The 18,369-nt window shown below is 66.9% G+C and carries 13 protein-coding genes; 10 read left to right on the top strand and 3 right to left on the bottom strand.

The genetic code is table 11. The features are described 5' to 3' along the window. The first annotated feature begins 73 nt into the window (after positions 1-73). The 4 genes from gltJ (at position 74) to G4D85_RS44250 (ending at position 5,198) form a co-directional block, all read left to right on the top strand. Positions 74-2,158, top strand: coding sequence for an adventurous gliding motility protein GltJ (gene gltJ / locus G4D85_RS44265; RefSeq protein ID WP_164020377.1), 2,085 nt, complete (start codon positions 74-76; stop codon positions 2,156-2,158). A 245-nt stretch (positions 2,159-2,403) separates the two neighbouring features. Continuing rightward, positions 2,404-3,306 (top strand): hypothetical protein, encoded by a 903-nt coding sequence (locus tag G4D85_RS44260; RefSeq protein WP_240359871.1) that lies wholly within the window; start codon positions 2,404-2,406, stop codon positions 3,304-3,306. 198 nt (positions 3,307-3,504) lie between these two features. Beyond that, positions 3,505-3,987, top strand: a complete 483-nt coding sequence (locus tag G4D85_RS44255; RefSeq protein WP_164020375.1) for a toxin-antitoxin system YwqK family antitoxin — start codon at positions 3,505-3,507, stop codon at positions 3,985-3,987. A gap of 110 nt (positions 3,988-4,097) precedes the next feature. Next, positions 4,098-5,198 carry a TIGR04552 family protein gene (locus G4D85_RS44250; RefSeq protein WP_205525979.1) on the top strand — a complete coding sequence of 367 codons (1,101 nt, stop codon included), beginning with the start codon at positions 4,098-4,100 and terminating at the stop codon, positions 5,196-5,198. Positions 5,199-5,250: 52 nt separating this feature from the next. Here the strand turns inward: G4D85_RS44250 and G4D85_RS44245 are convergent, their stop codons facing one another. Further along, complete coding sequence (locus G4D85_RS44245) at positions 5,251-6,648, bottom strand: Ig-like domain-containing domain (protein ID WP_275900395.1); 1,398 nt, start codon at positions 6,646-6,648, stop codon at positions 5,251-5,253. Between the two features lie 279 nt (positions 6,649-6,927). Next, a complete protein-coding gene (ffh, locus tag G4D85_RS44240) occupies positions 6,928-8,574 on the bottom strand; it encodes a signal recognition particle protein (RefSeq protein WP_164020371.1) in 1,647 nt (548 codons plus the stop codon). Positions 8,575-9,543: 969 nt separating this feature from the next. Here ffh and G4D85_RS44235 point away from each other — a divergent pair. From G4D85_RS44235 to G4D85_RS44210, 6 genes are all read left to right on the top strand, one after another. Beyond that, positions 9,544-10,506, top strand: a complete 963-nt coding sequence (locus tag G4D85_RS44235; protein ID WP_164020370.1) for a hypothetical protein — start codon at positions 9,544-9,546, stop codon at positions 10,504-10,506. Between the two features lie 84 nt (positions 10,507-10,590). Beyond that, positions 10,591-12,150: a hypothetical protein gene (locus G4D85_RS44230; protein WP_164020367.1), complete on the top strand. Its 1,560-nt coding sequence runs from the start codon at positions 10,591-10,593 to the stop codon at positions 12,148-12,150. A 41-nt stretch (positions 12,151-12,191) separates the two neighbouring features. Then, positions 12,192-14,600 carry a hypothetical protein gene (locus G4D85_RS44225; protein WP_164020365.1) on the top strand — a complete coding sequence of 803 codons (2,409 nt, stop codon included), beginning with the start codon at positions 12,192-12,194 and terminating at the stop codon, positions 14,598-14,600. Between the two features lie 60 nt (positions 14,601-14,660). Beyond that, positions 14,661-15,626, top strand: coding sequence for a WD40 repeat domain-containing protein (locus tag G4D85_RS44220; RefSeq protein WP_205525978.1), 966 nt, complete (start codon positions 14,661-14,663; stop codon positions 15,624-15,626). 270 nt (positions 15,627-15,896) lie between these two features. Further along, on the top strand, positions 15,897-16,637 hold the full coding sequence (locus G4D85_RS44215; protein ID WP_164020361.1) for a hypothetical protein: 741 nt from the start codon (positions 15,897-15,899) through the stop codon (positions 16,635-16,637). Positions 16,638-16,654: 17 nt separating this feature from the next. Next, on the top strand, positions 16,655-16,987 hold the full coding sequence (locus G4D85_RS44210) for a hypothetical protein (RefSeq protein ID WP_164020359.1): 333 nt from the start codon (positions 16,655-16,657) through the stop codon (positions 16,985-16,987). 348 nt (positions 16,988-17,335) lie between these two features. On the opposite strand, the gene G4D85_RS44205 is transcribed toward G4D85_RS44210, so the two are convergent. Continuing rightward, on the bottom strand, positions 17,336-18,331 hold the full coding sequence (locus G4D85_RS44205) for an MBL fold metallo-hydrolase (protein ID WP_164020357.1): 996 nt from the start codon (positions 18,329-18,331) through the stop codon (positions 17,336-17,338). Between the last annotated feature and the right edge of the window lie 38 nt (positions 18,332-18,369).

The following is an 18,369-nucleotide window of genomic DNA, read 5'->3' as shown; positions in this document are numbered from 1 at the left end:
CTTGACCCCTCCGGTGGGCACTTCTACGATTCATGCGGGATTTCTCCCGTCATTTCCGAGGCTTACGGAAAAGATGCGTTTCGTCTGCGACAGCTGCCGCGCGCAGTACATGATTAGCGACGACAAAGTTGGCCCCAAGGGGGTCAAGGTTCGTTGCAAGAAGTGCGGCCACACCATCACCGTGCGCCCCGCGGGCGCATCGGCCGCGAAGGACTCCGCGCCGGAGTCCGCGACTTCTTCACCTCCCACCCAGAATGGCGCCGGCAAGGAGGCGGAGTCGTCGGCCGCCACCATGCCCGCATCGCTCGGCACTCCGCCCGAGGGCGGCCTCTTCACGGACTGGGAAGAGGACGAGATTGGCGCCGTCTTCGACCAGGTGCTCAGCTCGGGCACGCACAAGATTCCGGCGGGCGAGGCGGCCGGCGAGGCCGCGGCCCGTGACGCCACCACGGAGAGCGTGCGCAAGCTGGCCGAGGCCGAGGCCGAGCCGGCGAAGGAGGACGCGAAGTCCAACGCCGCCGCGCACGAGTGGTACGTCGCCATCGACGAGAAGCAGGTGGGCCCGTTCACCGTCGAGAAGGTGAAGGACCTGTGGGACCGCGGCGAGGTGGGGCCGGACAGCCTGTGCTGGCGCTCGGGCTTCAGTGACTGGATTCCGCTGTCCGAGACTTCCGAACTGGCCTCCGTGCTGGCGCCGCGTCCGTCCAAGCCCGTCATCGTTGCGCCCGAGCCGGTGTCCGGCTCGTCGCCCACGGTGTCCTCGGGCCCGGTGCAGTCCGCCTTCAGCGCGGGCAAGGCGTCGCGTGCTGACGGCGTGCTGGCCGCTTCCTCCGAAGAGCCGGTGGGCTGGAAGCCGTCCGCGGCCAGTGTGCTGGCCTCGCTGGTGAAGGAGGAGAACGACGCGCTCGCCAAGCCGCCGCCGACGCCCGCGCCTCCGCTGGGCCGGGAGCCCGTCTCCCAGTCCCGGCTGCTCGACGTTCCCATGCCTCCGCCGGAGCCGGTGTCCTCGCCGTCCCTGCGCGGCGCGGACGCCATGGGCGCGCAGATGTCTCCCGGGGCCGGGCCCATGCCCTACGGGCAGCAGCAGGCGCCGTACGGGCAGCAGCCCATGCAGCAGCAGCACTACGCGCAGCCCGCGCCCTATGCGCAGCAGCCCATGGCCGCGCAGTATCCGCAGCAGGGCTATTCGCCCGCGTATCCGCCTCCTGGCGGCGCGCAGGGCGGGGGCAAGAACAAGATGGGCGCCCTGGTGGGCGCCCTGGTGGGCCTGCTCATCGTCGCCGGTGGCGCGGTGGTCTTCTTCATGAACAACGGCAACCGCACCGAGGTGCCCGCGGGCACTCCAGTGGCGGCGGCCCAGCCCACCCCCGCGACGGCGAACCCGAGCCTGCCGCCCATGCCTCCGCCTCCCGCGGGCGTGGCACAGGCGGCGCCGGCTGCCGCGACTCCGGCTCCGGCCACCCCCGCGCCGGCTCCTGTTGCGGGCGGTACGGTGGCGGTGGCTCCGGCCACGGGCACCGCGGCGCCCACGGGCACCGTGCCTGCGGCGGCCCCGGCGGTGGTGGCGGCGGCTCCGGCCGCGGCGACTCCGCCTCCCGCGGCGGCTCCAGTCGCTGCGACTCCGCCCGCGGAGACGGTGGTGGCGAAGGCGGAGCGCGTCGGGACGGCCCGCAAGCCTTCCACCTCGACGGCCTCCGCGCGTCGTGAGGAGCCCGAGGAGCGACAGCCCACGCGCGCGGAGCGTCCGTCCTCCTCGAGCGACGGTGACGACGACTTCGACGAGCTGTTCGGCACGAAGAAGTCGAAGCCGGAGCCGAAGCAGCCCGAGGCGCGGCCCACCGCGTACGTGCCGCCCGAGCCCGGCGGCTCCACGCCGGAGCGCCTGCAGACGTCCGACGTCATGGCGGTGGTGCTGGCCAACAAGCCGGCCATCATCAAGTGCGTGAACGAGCAGAAGAAGAAGGACCCGGCGCTGAGCGGGAAGCTGGTGATGCGCTGGTCCATCCAGACCAGCGGCAAGACGACGGCCGTCTCCTGCCGGACGGACGAGTTCCGCTCCACCTACATGGCGAGCTGCATCTCCGGGCTCATCAAGAGCTGGACGTTCCCCCGCCACAAGAAGCAGGGCGATCCCATCGACTTCCCTTTCACCTTCTGAGTTGCTGGGAAGCGGTAGGTGTGTGTGACGGGCGTGACGTGTGCGTCACGCCCGTTTCCGTTTGGACTGTCCGCTATCGGGAGTGCTGAATTTCCTCTGGGCGGGTGCGTCGAGAGCCTTGTCGACACTCGTTGACACGTCAGGACAGGCAGGACTAAAGCCTGCCCGCTTCCATTGGACGTCGGGGCCTGATGTCAGTGGCCGGAGGCCCCGAGCGACGTTCCCACTCAGAAGGAAGGCTCAACATGCAGCTTCGCAAGATGATGCTGGTGCTCACGGCGCTCGGCGCGATGAGCGGTTTCATGGTTGGTTGCGGTGACGAGGAGGGCGGTTCCGACACCTGCACCACCAACGACGATTGCGCTGGCACGGAGATCTGCCACCCCACCGCCAACGTCTGTGTGACGACGTGCGAGAGCGGCTCCGACTGTCCCGACACGGCGAAGACCTGCGCCGCGCTCGGTGGCACGGGCCCGGACGCCACCACCCGTATCTGCCAGTGCTCCACGGACGTCCTCTGCAATGGCGGCACGGACTCTGACAGCACCGACATGGTCTGCTCCGACCTGGACAACGTGTGCGTGACCAAGTGCGCCGACGACTCTGACTGCGGCACCGGCCGCGTCTGCGACACGGCTTCCGGCCAGTGCGAGGAGGACGACACCACGGGCGGCACCTGCACGGGCGAGGGGCGCTCCACCTGCACCTACGGCCAGATTTGCACGAACAGCGTCTGCTCGGCGCCTCCGGCCCCGACCTGCCAGAACTACACCGCGTTCCCCAATAAATCCGACCTGGGCACGACGGGCCCGATCATCTTCAAGACCGAGCTCGTGTCCGCGCAGACCGACGGCTTCTGTGCCGCCAGCGCGCCCAAGCGCCTTCGCATCCGCGTCTCCGCGTACTCCAACACGGCGTTCCCCCAGACTTCGGCGGAGCTCAGCCAGTTCTTCTATGTCCAAACGGATGGTGGCCGTTCGAACGCGCCCATCAGCAGCTCCGCGGGCAATTACACCGTGACGGGGACCAACCGTGACCGGGCGGACATCATCGTCAGCCTGTGCGTCGGGGCCAGCAGCACCACGAATTCGGCCGGCTTCTACTTCTCGGGTGGCAATTTCGTCTGCCAGCAGTCCAACTACCAGTAGACGGCTGAGCAGCTGAGGAGCCGAGCCTCGCCCTGTCAATAGGGGCGGGGCTCGGCTGTTGTGGAGGTACCGCGCGTGCCCAGTCCCAGCGCAGAGCAGGAGACGCTGGACTGCCTGGGCCGAACCGGTGAATTTCGCTAACGCCCCACCGTCTGAAGGGTGCGCGCGGGAAACCCGGCGTCTGTAAAAGGAGAGTCCATGCTGTCTACCAAACTGATTCGAATGCTGACCCTGGGTCTGGCCCTTGCTGCTCCCGCGGCGATGGCAGGCGACACCGCTTCGAAGCTGAACTGCCCGGCGGGCACGGCACAGGCCGGCACCAAGGACGAGGGCTTCACCTGCGTCAAGGCGAACGCCAAGGCGGGGACCCAGCTCGCGCACGGCGCGTACGTCGAGTACCACCCCAATGGGAAGCTTGCGACCCAGGGCCAGTTCTCGGACGGCCTCAAGGTGGGTGTCTGGACGTTCTACGATGAGTCGGGCAACAAGCGGAGCACGGCGGAGTTCAAGTCCGGTGGCTGGGATGGCCAGCGGGTGATGTACTTCCCGAGCGGCAAGCCCCGCCTCATCGAGGAGTACCAGAACGGCCGCAAGAACGGCCTCGTGAAGGAACTGGCCGAGGATGGCCGGGTCGTCAGCCAGGTTCGGTACGAGAACAACCGCGCGGTGGCAAACGAGTAGTCGTCCGGCTGCTCGGCAGTGACGAGGGCCCTTTCCTCCCATGGGAAAGGGCCTTCGTGCTTTCCGGAGGGCTTTCCCGACTGGGGCGGCTCGGCTAGGAAGCCTCTAACGTGAAGCCCCCCTCGCTCACCCCCGTCCTGCCCGACATCCCCATCCGCTCGGTGGAGGAGATGGGCCTGCGCGAGCTTGAGCGCATCCGCCTCATCCTCCGTGGTGGCTCGGTCATCGACTGGCGGCGGATGCACTTCCAGACGCGGGACGAGGTGGACCGCTTCCTGCGCCTCGTCCAACTCGACGTGTCCCGGCCCTACGACGACGCCTGGGCCCGTGGGGTGCTGGCGGAGGCGGTGGAGTACCTGCGCAAGACGTACAACTACCGCGTCGCGGACGCGGTGGCGCAGCCGGGGGAGATTCACGACCTGTTCCTCCTGGCCTCCGGCGCGAAGGGCTCCCCCCGTCACCGCCGCATCGCCTGCGTGGTGCTGAAGGTGATGCACGTCATCCAGCACATCGAAGGGCGTGATCTGCTCTTCCGCCTGGCGGTGTCCGAGGCGGAGCTGGCGGAGCTGGTGACGGAGAAGGTGCTGAGCGTCGCCGAGGAGATGCAGGCCAAGGGGCTGCCGGTGGTGGAGTTCGCGCACTCCATCAAGACGCGGGACTCGCTCGTCACCAAGCTGCTGGCCAAGAAGGAGACGGTGGCCGCGCAGGTGTACGACAGGACGCGCTTCCGGGTAGTGACGCGGAAGCGGGAAGACCTGTTGCCGGTGCTCTACTACCTCACGCAGCGGCTGTTTCCCTTCCACCTCGTGGTGCCGGGCCAGACAGAGAACACGCTCATCCCGTTCAAGTCCGTGCTGGCGGAGTACCCCCACTTCGAGGCGCACACGCCACAGCTCCATCTGGACCGCGACTACGAAGACCGGGAGGACCGCAACGGCAACACCTTCTCCGGGAACACGTACCGGGCGCTCAACTTCGTCGTGGACATCCCGGTGCGGATGGACGCGTACCTGCCCCTGCCGGAGGAGGACACGCGCCAGCGCAAGGGCCGCATTGTCATCTCGCTGGTAGAGTTCCAGATCGTCGACGAGGAGACGGCGCGCCTCAACGAACTGGGAGAGAATGCCCACGAGGCCTACAAGCGGCGCCAGAAGCAGCGGGTACTCAAGCGGCTCAGCCAGGGCCTCGTGGTGCCTAAGCGACAGGGTTGAGAAGTTCCCCGAAACTACAGGCGCAATCGTCGCTGTGCGACGGAGAAGAGGCTCAGGGGTATTCGTAGACAACCTGAAGTTCCGCCAAGGTGGGATGAACCTCGGCGTCAGAACGCAATACGTCAGCAATACTGTCATTGGTGACGGCCTGCTCGAAGCGTAAGCGGTATTGCGTTCTCTTGTTGCGGACGATCCGGTTTGACCAGTCCTGCGCCACCCAGGAGGTGACGTCAAGGCTTCCGGGGCTCGCAACCGAACTCGCAAGGACGCCGACACCTGGAGCCAAGGGCTCGGCATCGTAGTCCGCAATAATCTCTGGGGTCGGCCCATCGGAGGTGAGAGCGATTTCGTCGCCCACATCCACAGGCTCTAGCAGTAGGCGCCCATGTTTCTCAAAAGGGTTGCCAAGCTGGGTTGTCACCCACCACCTGAGCGTAGCCTGTGAGACCTGGGTGAGTTCTTCGGGAAGGCTGTCAAGTTTGAATCCAATAAATAGACGATAGATGTTGTCTGCCCCGTCGTCGCCCAGGCTCACCAAGTTATACAAGTGATTGTTACGAAGGTAGCCAGGAGCGCCCACTCCACCGCTGGTCTCCGGATTGAAGCGCAGCGTCGTGGTCCCCTGTCGAACAATTCGGAACACGCGTGTCAGGGCCTCAGTCAGCGCATTGCCGGCCGCATCCTTGGCACTGGTTGACACCTGCCAGGACACGTCGGCTCCGAAGGCGAAGCTCGCGGGCAACACGTAGGTCATCACCGTCCCTGCTTCGTTCCAGGAGAATCCGCCACCGTTGAAACCCGAAGGCGCGGTGATGGAGAACGCCGCCTGGACCGAGGCCTTGTTCATCGGCTCGGAGAACACGATTTCGAAGAGCGTGTTGCGCGCATTACCGGTCGAGGTCTGGCTCGGACTCGCGACAAGCACCGTCGGCGCTGTGGTGTCGGGGGCGGGGCCTGTCGTGGTGAACGAGAACGAGCGTGTCCCGGTCAGCGAATTGCCGGCAACATCCTCGCCATCCACGGACACCGCATAGGCGACATTCTCAGCCAACTCCGCCACGGGCTGGAGGGTCAGCACCGTGTCCTGCTGGCTCCACACGGGTGCCCCCAGTGTCACGGATGGCTGAAGGCCTACGTCGACGGAGTCGATGTCCATCGGCTCGGAGAACGTGAGGACGAGCTGCGCGTTTCGGGGCACTTCGGTGGCGCTACCCATGGGCGTGGTGTTCAACAGGGTCGGCCTGCGCGAATCCACCGGTCCTGCGTCGGTCCCACCGCTCCCAGCATCAGGCAGAGGTCCCGCGTCGGGAGTCCCGCCCGCATCAGGCGGAAGGTTGGAGCCCGAGTCCGAGGACTCTTCTGGTGGGTCCACCACGTCGGGGACATCGATGCAGGCGGAGGTCCAGCCAAGGACGAGCAGCGCGGAGAAAAGCAGTGGGAGTCTGGGCATAGCGGTGCGTATCGCAAGTGGCATTCCACACCCCATTTCCCAGGGCGTCGGGGCCTCAAGGCCCCCTGTCCACTCGCGACCGTCCGGCCCTTTCTCATGGACCGGAGCATCCAAGCCAGACCTCTAAGGCCCGTTACCCATCCATGGGCCTGGACGGGCATCCAGAACGTGAGACGGTCATCCCGGACCAGCCCCCCAACCTCGGAAATACGAACGCCCGCTACCCCTGGAGTCACACAGGGACAGCGGGCGTGGCCGCCTCGACGACAGTCAGGGGGACTACCGCTTCTTGCGGTTCTTCTTCTTGTTGTCCTTCTCCCGCTTGCGGCGCTCCTTGATGGCGTCGCGGTCCTCGGGCTTCCCGGCCGCGGAGGGCGGGGCGTAGCCCATGAGGCGGGCCTTGGCCATGGCGGCCTGGCCCATGGGCGGGGTGTAGCCGGGAGCGATCTGCGGCATCTGCATGGGCATGCCCATACCGGGCATGCCACCGGCCATCATCTTCTCCATCATCTTCGAGTCGCCGCCGAACATGCTGGAGAGGTCCATGTTCTTCATCTGCGACAGCTGACCGAGCTGCTTGAAGCCGGGGATGCGGCCCAGCAGGCCCGGGTTCTGGCCGATGGAGCCCATCACCTGCTGCATCATCCCGAACTTCTGGAGCAGCTCGCGGACCTCTTCCACCTTGCGACCGCTGCCCTTGGCGATGCGGCCGATGCGGCTGCTGTTGATGATGTCCGGCCGCAGGCGCTCCTTCGCCGTCATCGAGTCGTACATCGCCTCGATTTTGGTGAGCTCCTTCTCGTCCGGGTTGAGGTGCTCGGTGAGGTCGCCGAAGAGGGGGAACTTCTCCAGCAGGTCCTTGAGCGGGCCCATCTTCCGGACCATGCGGATCTGCTCGACGAAGTCCTTCATCGAGAACTGGCCGGACAGGAGCTTCTTCGCATCCTCCTCGGCCTTCTTCTCGTCGACGACCTTCTCGAAGTCCTTCATCAGGCCGACGATGTCGCCGAACCCGAGGATGCGGCCCGCGAGGCCGTCGGGGCGGAACTCCTCCAGCTTGTCCATCGACTCGCCCATGCCGAGGAACTTGATGGGCTTGCCGGTGACTTCCTTGATGGAGAGCGCCGCGCCGCCGCGGGCGTCACCGTCCAGCTTGGTGAGGATGAAGCCGTCCAGCGTCAGGCGCCGGTCGAACTCGGCGGCGGTGCGCACGGCGTCCTGGCCAATCATCGCGTCGCAGACCAGGAGGATGTTGTCGGGCTGGACGGTGGCCTTGATGGACTCCAGCTCGGTCATCAGCGCCTCGTCGATGGCGAGGCGGCCGGCGGTGTCGATGAGGACCACGTCGCACTTCTGCTCGCGGGCCGCGGCGTAGCCGCGCTTCGCCAGCTCGGGGGGCTGGAGGCCGGGCTCGTGGTAGACGGGGACCTTGAGGCGCTCGCCGAGGACCTTGAGCTGGTCCACGGCGGCGGGGCGGTAGATGTCCGCGGCGACGAGCAGCGGCTTGCGCCCCTGCTGGAGGAGCCGGTTGGCGAGCTTGCCGGTGGTGGTCGTCTTACCGGAGCCCTGGAGGCCCACCATCATGATGCCGGACAGCTGGCCCTTGGGCTTGAGCTGGAGGCTGGTGTCCACCGGCCCCATGAGGGCCTCCAGCTCGTCGTGGCAGATCTTGATGAAGTGGTCCATGGGGCTGACCTTGCGCTTCTGGCCAGCCTTGTCGGTGATGGTCGTCTGCACCAGCTCACCCACGGCCTTCTCGCGGACGCGGGCGACGAACTTCTTCACCACGTCGAAGGCCACGTCGGCCTCGAGGAGGGACACGCGGATGTCGCGGAGCGACTCGTCCACCAGCTCCGGGGTGAGCTCGCTCTTGCCGGCGAGGCGGTTCTTGGCGGCGCGGAAGCCCTTGGTGACGGTCTCGAGCATGGGGGGCGCTTTATAACAGGGGAAGGCAGGATGCGACGGTGGAGCGCATCCGGGCCGTCGAACAGTGAAGAGAAGGGCCCCAGAGGCCCCACCGCGACGCGCGGACTGGGCCGGAGGGCCTGAAATCTTCAACGCCTTTCGGGGTTTGGCGCATCCCTGGGACCCAGCCCCCGGGTACGAAAAGCCCGCCCCTGAAGCCGCTACAGGTGCGGGCCGGCCCCGAAGAGGGCGCCAGGCGCGTCCGCATGCCTCCCGAAGCAGAGGACGGCCGTCCCATGCTCGCGACCGCTACCGGCAGGGAGGTGGGCAGGCCCTGCGGGGAAGATTGCCCGGCGGCTAGGTTCACCTTGCGGTGCCCCTCACCCACGCTTGGCGAGCAGGTCGGCACGCTGCGGACGCATCCGCCCAGCCGTGTCAGTGCCCTGGAACTCGGCTTGCGGCGTCGCCCGGTGGCACGCGCAGTGCAGGTCCTTCCTGGCCGGCGACCTCCGCCGGAGGATCCGCATGAACTCCACCACGCCTGCAGTGCTTCTGTCTTGTTTATATTGGCCCTTCAATCTGTTTCACATTGAGAGGATATTCCCCGGACGGAGAGGCTCAGGGGAACTCAATGGTTGACAGTTGACGAACGGGTGAAGGAGATTGCCGCTCGAACATAGATTGTTTTGCCGCCAACCCTTGGAAGCCACCCACCTCGAATGCGCCTGAGAAGGCGTTTTGAGGGGTGAAGGTGTGCTGACTGGGCGCGCACTGGAACCCAGCAGCCAGATTCCTGCTCACCTCCCTCCTGACCCGTTCGTTTCCTGTCAGGGGCCCGAAGTCTTTCGCCGTCTTGCGCCTGATGTGACCCGTCCCGGGCCCTGTCTGGCATTGCCCATCCGCGTCCGAAAACCCTCCTCATCCAACGTTCCGGGCTGCGTGCCCGGCGCGATGGCTGGGGCCTACCCGAAGCATAGAAAGACAAACATCATGACCCGACCGACATTGCTCGGAGCGCTCCTCGTCTGTTCATTGGGGGGAGGCTCCGCCTTCGCCTCCAGCACCACCGTGGACCTCGTCTCGCCTGCCCGGTGCACCCTGGCTTCGGGGCGGCTCACTCGCTGTGCGATTCCCACCCAGACGCTTGTTGGTGACGTCTTCAACACCGCCGTCCCCATGCGCACCGTCTTCAACCGGGTGATGACTGGCAACTGCTCCACGCAGTACCCGCTCGAGGTGACGCTGACCCCGAAGGACGAGGCTGCCCAGAAGTATGTCTTCATCTCCACGCCGCAGCATGTGGTCCGGGGCCTGACCCGCCAGCACCTCAGCTCCATCGAGCTGAAGGACTCTTCCACGTGGACGCAGTACGCCGCGTTCAATGAGACCTGCCGCATCTCCCTGGACATCCAGTGGAACCAGGTGGACGTGGACACCACCGCGCAGGCCAATGCCATCCTCCAGCAGCTCCAGGACGATGCGAACGCCAAGAAGGCCGCGCGAGACAACCTCGCCTACCTCGTCGAGTACAGCGCCGCCTTCGACTTCATGCAGGAGCTGTCCAACCTCTTCTTCACCGCGCTCACCACCGAGTCCATGAATGACCTGCGCGCGCAGGCGAAGGACGCGGCGCCCATCATCTTCAAGACGACCATGGGCTGTGATGACACGCTGACCGACGCGGAGCGGGAGACGCTCGCCAACTTCTACTTCGCCCTGGGAACGCTCGGCGATGCGGGCGACTACACGAACCCGGACGGTACGCCCAAGACGCTGCGGGACTTCCTCGGCGCCGAGGCCAAGCCCATCATCGACAAGCTGGCGGCGCGCTCCGACGCGGGCGCCCAGGCCCAGTATCAGGCCGACTACCAGGTGGCGGCCCAGCAGTACGCCGCAGCCGAGGCGAAGCTGAACCTGGGCCGGACGCAGCTGGCCCCGTGGCTCACGCCCTGACGGCGGCCTCCGCGCAACCTCCCGCATTCACCACGCATCCCGAGCCGGGCCGGCGCATGTCGGCCCGCGAGGCTTCCCATTCCCATGATGTCCAGACGCAATCCCATCCGAAGGTCCGGCCTTGCCGCCGCCACGGCGCTGCTGCTGGGCGCCTGCAGCCCGGCGCCATCCCCGTCCGGCGAGCCGACGGCCAGCGCCGAAGACGTGCCCGCCACCCCCGCCACCACCACGCAGCGGCAGCCGCTCGGCGCGGTGCGCCTCTGTGGCAAGCGCCACGAGAACCCCGACAACTCCATCGTCTGTCAGACGACCACGGACGTCGCCAGCCTCTACAACAAGATCCTGGTGGAGCAGATCAAGAACAAGTGCGTCATCGCCACCCCTACCTCCTGGCAAAGCTGCATGGGGTGGCCCCCCGTGCTGTGGGCCGAAGCCATCTCCATCGGCAATCAGGCGGAGTACCGGGCCCAGACCGAGCGCATCATGACGTTCTACCGGACGGCCAGTTCCACGGACGTCACCATGCGCTCCTACGAGCTGAGCATCCAGAAGATGAAGGACGTCTCCTGGGGCACGTGGCTCGACAACTCCGATGACCTGGAGGCGCTGCGCAAGAGCAACAAGCAGGTCCTGGACACCGGCCTGTCCGACATCCTGAAGTTCAAGGCGGCCGAGGAGAACCGGGGCGCCGAGGCCGCAGCGGCCGACTCGCGGGAGATGCTCGCCAAGGTCCAGCAGACCCTGGACGCGCACAAGGCGCGGGTGGATGCGCTCCAGCCCGCCTATGCCGCCCTGGTGCAGCAGTTCGCGGCCTACCGGACGAACGAGCCGGTCATCCTGGCGCAGCTTCAGGGACTGGTGCAGCGGGCCTCCACGGCCACCCTGGTGACGCTGCCCGACGTGCAGCTGGAATTGGTACAGCTCAGCCGCGCGGAGAGCGCCACCCCCCAGCAGATGCGGCTCGACGCCGTCCGGATGTCCCGGCAGCTCGCCTATGAGGACTCCGTCCTGGAAGAGGAGCTGCGCCCCTACGTCGCCTTCATGCAGGCGAACACCCTCGAGCGTCCCCAGCTCGTCACCGCGTCCATCCGTGTCCTGGAGAGCGTGGTTTCCTACACGGACTCGCGTTACCAGCGCGTGAGCGACATCGTCCAGAAGACCCTCACCGGCATGACGCGCCGCCGGGAGGCGCTGGTGGCCCAGGCCGCGGACGACGCCACCCGTCAGACGATGACGGATGCGGCCACGCTGGACGCCTCGCAGAAGTTCCTGGCCGAGATGAACGCCCGCGTCACCCAGGTCGGCAAGCTGCCCCCGCGCAGCACGAAGCTCCGCCTGTACTACATGGCCGGCAAGCTGCTGGAGCACGAAGGCCTCCTCCAGCTCCAGCCCGTCTGCGCACGCATCACCTCCACGCCCTGGATGGGCACGGGCTGCAATGCGCTGACGCTGCAGTACTCCAAGTCACGCACCTACGTCACCAGCACCATTCCCAACACCCTCCGGCTCAACGTCTCCACGATGCGTAACGCCGGAGTCGATGGCGCGATGCTCACCGAGGTCGAGCAGCACCTCGCCGCCAACAACCTGCGCGCGGCCGCGGCGGCCCATGACGTGGCGGTTCGCTCGTCAGAGGCCCTCTGAGCCTTCCCCATCCGTTCCAAAGTCTCTGGAGAACCCATTTCATGAAACGCATCTGGACCTTGTGCGCGGCCCTCGTGGTGGCCGCGCTTGGTGTCACGCCATGGCAGGCCTCGGCGCAAAGCCTGGCGCGCCAGTACCGCATCGACTGGCATGTCGTGTCGTACGTCAGTCAGCAAAGCTGTGCCGCCGCATCTATCGTCAAGGAGGGGGACGCCTTCTTCCAGGTCAATGGCTTCCCCATTCCGACCTATACCGTCCCGGGTGCCTTCGTCCGGCGGCCGAACAAGGACGAGTACAACCGCTTCCGGGCGGACTTCGGTGGCAGCCTGCTGCGCTGGGGCTCCAACGACTTCTTCTTCAACGTCTACACCCAGGGAGGCTACGACTACTGCACGCTCGCCGAGAACGTCGTCAACCTGAACTCGGACGGCCTGCAGGAGCGGCGCCTCTTCTATATCGTCCGTGATGGCAAGCCCTTCACCGGCGTGGCCAACGTCGCGCTGCAGCTGAGCGAGATCAACCCCACGCTGGCCTCCAGCCTGGCCTCGCTCGAGGCGGCGCTGACCCGGGAGCTGGACCGGCTGGGCAACCTCAGCGACTCCCTCGACTCGGCGCGGGCGCAGGCCGCCCAGCTCACGGCCCTCCAGGAAGAGCTCAAGCAGTTGATGAGCCGCTCGCTGGACTCCATCACCGAGGCCGAGCTGAGGGCGCTCCTGGAGAAGTACAACACCGTCCCTTCGTCCGTCCGCGAGCGGCTGGTCCAGTTCCTCAAGGACCTGAAGACGAGCATCAGCGAGCTGCGCGCGGAGATTGACCGCATTGTCGCGGAGTTCCGCGGCCAGATGGACCTGCTGGACCGCTACACCCTGCCCACGGAGCCCACCGGCGGCGTGGACCTGGACGACCCGGACACCTACTCGCCGGACCTGCGCGATGACCAGGTGGGCGAGGTGGAGGCGCCGGACGTCAGCTCCGGAGACCCGTTCGACCCGAGCAACGACCCGTACCGGGCCTTCGCGGACCAGATCATCGCGGAGCTGCACCGGACGGTCAGCAGTGGCGTGGTGGTGGACCGTCAAGGCTTCCTGGCCGTGGTGCGCCTGTGGCGCTTCAACCAGGACGTCTTCGAGCGCGGGCTGAAGTCTCGCGTGGGAGTGTCCACGGAGGAGTGGGGCGCCTTCCTCACCGCACAGCAGTCCGTGCTGGCGGAGATCCAGGTATACATGGGGGAGGGCGACTGGTTCCGCGACACCCCCGTGCGAGAGACCACCAAGGCCCTCGTGGCGATGCTGGAGCAGCGCGGCGACACATCCGCCCAGGCCTACGCGCTCAAGAACAATCTCAACCTCTGGCAGGGCACGGCGAACGCGCAGCAGAACCTGGTGCTCGACAGCCTGGAAGCGCTCCACGGCGGCTACCGGGCAATGGACGAGGGCGTCGCGGCCGAGGACCCGACCATTCCCACCACCCTCAACCGCCTGCTGGATGGTGCCGCCACGGCCGCGAAGATTGCGGCCACCGTCGCCATCTCGCTCAGCCCGGCGGGAGACTTCGTGGACCTGTGCGAGGTCGTCACCGGCAAGGAGCTCTGCAATCCCTGGGGCGCCGACCTCTCGGTGAGCGACCGCATGGCCTCGGGCCTGGGGCTGATCATCGGCAGCGGGCAGTTCTGGCGGGTCGTCGGGCACACGGTGGGCATCGGCCTGGGCGCGGTCGCCATGGCCAAGATTGGCGGCTTCATCGACACCTGCTCCGACATCACCAAGGAGCAGCGGCAGGCCCTGGTCGCACGGCTGACCGAGGGAATCCTCGAGCACATGGATGGCCTCACCGGCCAGCAGCTCCTCACGTTGCTGGACAAGACGATGAAGGACGAGGCCGTGAAGAAGCTCGCGCCCCACATCAAGGGGCGTGGGCTCCAGACGGCCTCCGAGCGGACGATGCTCAAGGTGGACGCCAAGTGGGTGGAGCTGGCGAAGACCAAGGGGCTCGCCGCCCAGGGACTGCCTTCCGTCTACAAGCGGAGCCGGGCGGAGGTTCAGGAGATGCTGCGGTCCAACGGGTTTGGCTCTCCCGTTCGTGACATGGACGACAAGATCGTCGGGTGGACCAACTTCCCCGTCATCGATCGCGGGCAGGAGATATGGATGCATCCGGACCACTCTCTCGTCCGCATCGACATGGAAGGCACGCCCAAGAATACGTACCCGCAGGTCAAGAAGGAGATCGTCGAGACCCAGGGGACGTATGGCAACAGCGACACGGTGGTGAAGATCGCGGACGACGGCGTGCTGTCGTCGCTTGGCCCGAATCAGGTCAAGGACCAGATGGCGCAGTGGTTCAGCAAGCAGACGGGCATCCACATCACCAAGGTCCGGGAGATGCCAGAAGAGCTTGAGGCCCTGCTCAAGCCCTGGAGCTACGCCGTGCATATTGAGATTATCCCGTAGTTTCCGCAGTGCCTCTTGATGGACCCGGGCCGACCTTGAGCCGGCCCGGGCCTTGCGACCATGCCTCCTCGAATCGTGACACCCGAGAACGCCAAGAAGCTGACCCGGCTGCGACAGCTCGGAGAGCGGACCCTCCTTCCGACCTATCGGGGGCAGTTGCTGGGCTTCGACGCCCGGTCACGCCTTCTCGTCTCCATGGAGCAGGGCGGCGCGCAGCGACTCCGCTGGTGGGACCTCCAGGACGAATCCCCGCTTCCCCGGGTCGTCCAGCCCCTGCCGGGCGGGCTCGCGGCAGTGGTCCTCCCGGATGCACAAAGCGTCATGTCGGTCACCCTCGGGGGGCAACTCCATGCCTGGTCGGTGGCCGATGGCAGCGCGCTGCGCTCGACCCCTCTCGGACTGACGGTCCAGGGCATCGACCTGTCGCGCCAGGGAGACCTCCTGCTGGTGGCTGGGAGCAGTGGAGACATCCGCCTTTGGGACGTCGCCCACTGGCGGCCCCTCCGGGACCTGGAACCTGCTTCCACGCTGCTCTACGGCTGCGCCCTCTCGCCCGATGCGACGCTGGCGGCCGCGGGTGCGGCGGATGAACGGGGCGAGGACGGCACCCAGGGCTCGATTCGCCTCTGGGATGTGGGAACCGGGGCCGCGCGCGGGGTCATCTCCGTGCCGGCCTCCCATGTCTGGGCCGTGGCCTTTGCTCCGTCGGGACACCTGCTCGCCGCGGGCACGTCGGCGGGAGACGTCTTCCTCGTCGACGTGGCGAGCCTGAGGGTGGTGGGAACCCTCAAGGGCCCACCCGCAGGAGCCTGGCGCCTGAGCTTCAATCCCGAGGGCTCTCTGCTAGCGGTCGGCGCTGATACGGGCGCCTTCGTCGTGCTGAGGACCGACGGGGGAGGGCGCCTCTACGCCCATTCGGACGAGGACGATTCGCAGGCAAGCGCCGCGGTCTTCTCCCCGGACGGGCGGTTCATCGCCTGGGGCGAGGGCTCGGCGCAGGTGGGTTTGTGGGGCGTTGAAGCGTAGCGCCACACCGTCGTCACGCACTCACAAGCGAAGCCGGGGCAGGCGCCCCGTCGCTGGTACCCCAGGCCTCTCTGGCGTATGGGTATGTCCGTACGCTGGCACCTTGCCGCGTGAGTGTGGCTTCACAAAACGTCATTGGATTGTCACGCCATCGTGAGCCGTTCTGCACGGCTCTCCCGGAAGGGCTGTCCCAGGGGTAGCCCTCGGACCTCGGTGTCCCTTCCGCGGCGCAAGCTCAGCTGTATTGAATTCATGATAAGGAGTAGGACCGTGAGACAGGGTATGTCGTTGCTGTGTGCATTGTCGTTGCTGGGTTGTGGTGAGGGGCTGCCCCAGGCGGAGGCCCAGGCCGCCGCGGGTGCGGTGGAGCAATCCATCGGATGCGCGGACTGTGAAAGGAGCCCGGACACGGCGGATGCGCCTGGGACGCATGGCTATGAAATCATCCTGCCAGTGGGCGACCAGGCCCTGCTGCCAGCGGCCTGGCTGTGGGAGGAGCGCGCGGAGGTGGGCAGCTTCGTGCGCCTTCGCTCTGGTGCCTCGGAAGGGACGATGGATTGGGGCGGTGGCAGCGCGCTGTACCACGTGGGCTCGCCGAGCCGTCCTCCCCTCATCCGGACGCAGGTCTCCCCCGGGACGGGCTATGCGGTGCTCGGCCACATCTCCGGGTACTTCTCCAACATCCAGGCGGGCATGGTGCGTGGCTCGGTGGAGCTCGCACCGGAGCAGGACAGCCAGCCTGTGGTTGTCTCAACTGACTTTGTCGAGCTGGCGCTGCAGACCCACAACGGCACGCTCTGGCAGGACGTCGCCACCCGGCGGGTGTACTCCTCGGGGTGGGGGCTCGTGTTCGCCGAGCTGCAGGCGACAATTGAGCCGAACCAGCCTGTGCGCTTCGAGATTCGTGGCTGGCGTGACCCTACCTGGCACCGGCTTGTCTACTTCACCAAGGCGCGGATGTTTGGCGCGCAGTGCTACGTGGACTTCAGTAACCCCACGGGCTGCCTGTGATTGGGAAGCGAACTGTCATGTCGAAGAGCCTTGTTTCGCCGCTGTGCGCACTGCTGTTGCTGGGCTGTGGTGAGGGATTGCCGTCGGCGGACGGGGCGGCGGAGACCGTCTCCGTCGCGGCGCAGGCCGCGGTGTGCGCGGACTGTGACACCACCTCCGAGTCGGCGGACGTGCCGGGCACCCATGGGTATGAAATCGAGCTGCCCATCTGGAACCCCGCGTTCGTGCCTTCCAACTGGGAGGCTTATTCGCTCCCGGACGTTGGCTGGTTCATCCGGTCGAAGAGTGGGTCGAGCCCCACCACGATGAACTGGGGGGGCGGTAACGCGCTGTACAACATCCAGGAGTGAGCCTGCCCCGATTCCGTGGACACCCAAGATGTGATGGAAGAACAGTGGAGAGAAGGGTCCAGGGGGCCCTCCGCCAGGGGCGGCACGGCCCCGAGGGCCCGAAATCATCAACACCTCCCGGGGTTTGGCGCATCCTCGGAAGGGGCGGCGCCGGGGGAGGCCCGAGCGGATTCCCGCGGGGTGGGGGAGGGGCGCCGGGCGTCGGCTAGGCAGGTCGCCCTCCGGGCTCACCGCACCCGCGCGGGCTTTCTCGCAGGCCGCCTCGTCCAGCCCCCCGCCTCGTTCACGAGGTCGTAGCAGGAGTCCTGCGGGCGACAGTCGCTCGGGTCCGAGGAACGAAACGCGAGTTCAGGCCCCCAGCAGCAGGTCGGTGGGACCCACGAGTCGCTCCGCGCTGATGCCGCGGGCCCGGGCCTCGGTGAGCAGCCGCTCCGACTCCTTCATGCGCGGGGCCTCGGGCGGGCTGGGCGGGCCGATGATGTGCTCCAGCCAGGGCTCCAGCCCCATGGCGTAGTTGTAGAGCCGCGAGGCGCCCACCAGCTCGAGGATTCGCAGGCCCTCGTTCGTGTTGCTGCCACGGCAGCGCCGGTTCTTCTCCAGCTTGCGGTCGCGCTTCTTGGGGAAGGGAGCCTCAAGCGTCCAGGTGTGCGGAGCGCCCTCGAACTCGGTGTTCATGAAGACCGTCTGGATGGGGCCGACGGCCTGACGCATGTTCCGGTAGACGGCGTCATCCACGCACATGGAGTCGGCGGCGAAGAGGAGCTGCTGCTTGCCGGGGCGCACCATGTACGAGGACTTGGCGTGGCCGATGTCACCGTGCTCGCCGAGGAAGGGCACGGCGATGAGCTCCCCATCGGGCAGGGGGATGGACTCGTAGGTGTCCAGCTCCAGCACGTTCTGGAAGCCCATCGAGTGGGCCAGCAGCTTGGGGGAGTAGTCACCCACCAGGAATCCATTGCAGCGCGGCACCACCAGGTGGCCGATGCGGTGGCGCAGCCGCCGCAGCGTGTCGATGGCGAGGTGGTCCGGGTGGCTGTGCGTGATGAGGGCGTAGTCGATGCGCGGCGGTAGCTCGTGGAAGGTGAGCCGCGACATGCCTCCCTCGCTCGGGCGCGCGCTGATGACCGGATCCACGAGAATGGTGATGCCCTTCCACTCCACCAGGGCGCAGGCATGGCCCAGGTAGCGCACGCGCGGCCCCGGGCCCTCCCACGGCGTGTAGCGCGAGGGCTCCTCGGTGAGCAGCGGCAGCAACTGCTCGTCACCGGTGACGGCCGGGCCCAGCACGTCGCGCAGGTAGCCGAGCGGCCGGGGTGACAGGTCCGTGGGGAGAGGGATGCTCATGAGAGCAGATTCCTGCGCAGCCCGCCAAGGTCGTTCGG

It is taken from the genome of Pyxidicoccus trucidator, assembly GCF_010894435.1.
GTDB lineage: Bacteria > Myxococcota > Myxococcia > Myxococcales > Myxococcaceae > Myxococcus > Myxococcus trucidator.
This window is presented reverse-complemented; position numbering and strand designations above follow the sequence as displayed.

Excerpts from the sequence above, each read along its gene's own strand:
- gltJ (WP_164020377.1), top strand. The coding sequence starts at position 74 with ATGCGTTTCGTCTGCGACAGCTGCCGCGCGCAGTACATGATTAGCGAC.
- G4D85_RS44260 (WP_240359871.1), top strand. The coding sequence starts at position 2,404 with ATGCAGCTTCGCAAGATGATGCTGGTGCTCACGGCGCTCGGCGCGATG.
- G4D85_RS44255 (WP_164020375.1), top strand. The coding sequence starts at position 3,505 with ATGCTGTCTACCAAACTGATTCGAATGCTGACCCTGGGTCTGGCCCTT.
- G4D85_RS44245 (WP_275900395.1), bottom strand. The coding sequence starts at position 6,648 with ATGCCCAGACTCCCACTGCTTTTCTCCGCGCTGCTCGTCCTTGGCTGG.
- ffh (WP_164020371.1), bottom strand. The coding sequence starts at position 8,574 with ATGCTCGAGACCGTCACCAAGGGCTTCCGCGCCGCCAAGAACCGCCTC.
- G4D85_RS44235 (WP_164020370.1), top strand. The coding sequence starts at position 9,544 with ATGACCCGACCGACATTGCTCGGAGCGCTCCTCGTCTGTTCATTGGGG.
- G4D85_RS44230 (WP_164020367.1), top strand. The coding sequence starts at position 10,591 with ATGATGTCCAGACGCAATCCCATCCGAAGGTCCGGCCTTGCCGCCGCC.
- G4D85_RS44225 (WP_164020365.1), top strand. The coding sequence starts at position 12,192 with ATGAAACGCATCTGGACCTTGTGCGCGGCCCTCGTGGTGGCCGCGCTT.
- G4D85_RS44220 (WP_205525978.1), top strand. The coding sequence starts at position 14,661 with ATGCCTCCTCGAATCGTGACACCCGAGAACGCCAAGAAGCTGACCCGG.
- G4D85_RS44210 (WP_164020359.1), top strand. The coding sequence starts at position 16,655 with ATGTCGAAGAGCCTTGTTTCGCCGCTGTGCGCACTGCTGTTGCTGGGC.
- G4D85_RS44205 (WP_164020357.1), bottom strand. The coding sequence starts at position 18,331 with ATGAGCATCCCTCTCCCCACGGACCTGTCACCCCGGCCGCTCGGCTAC.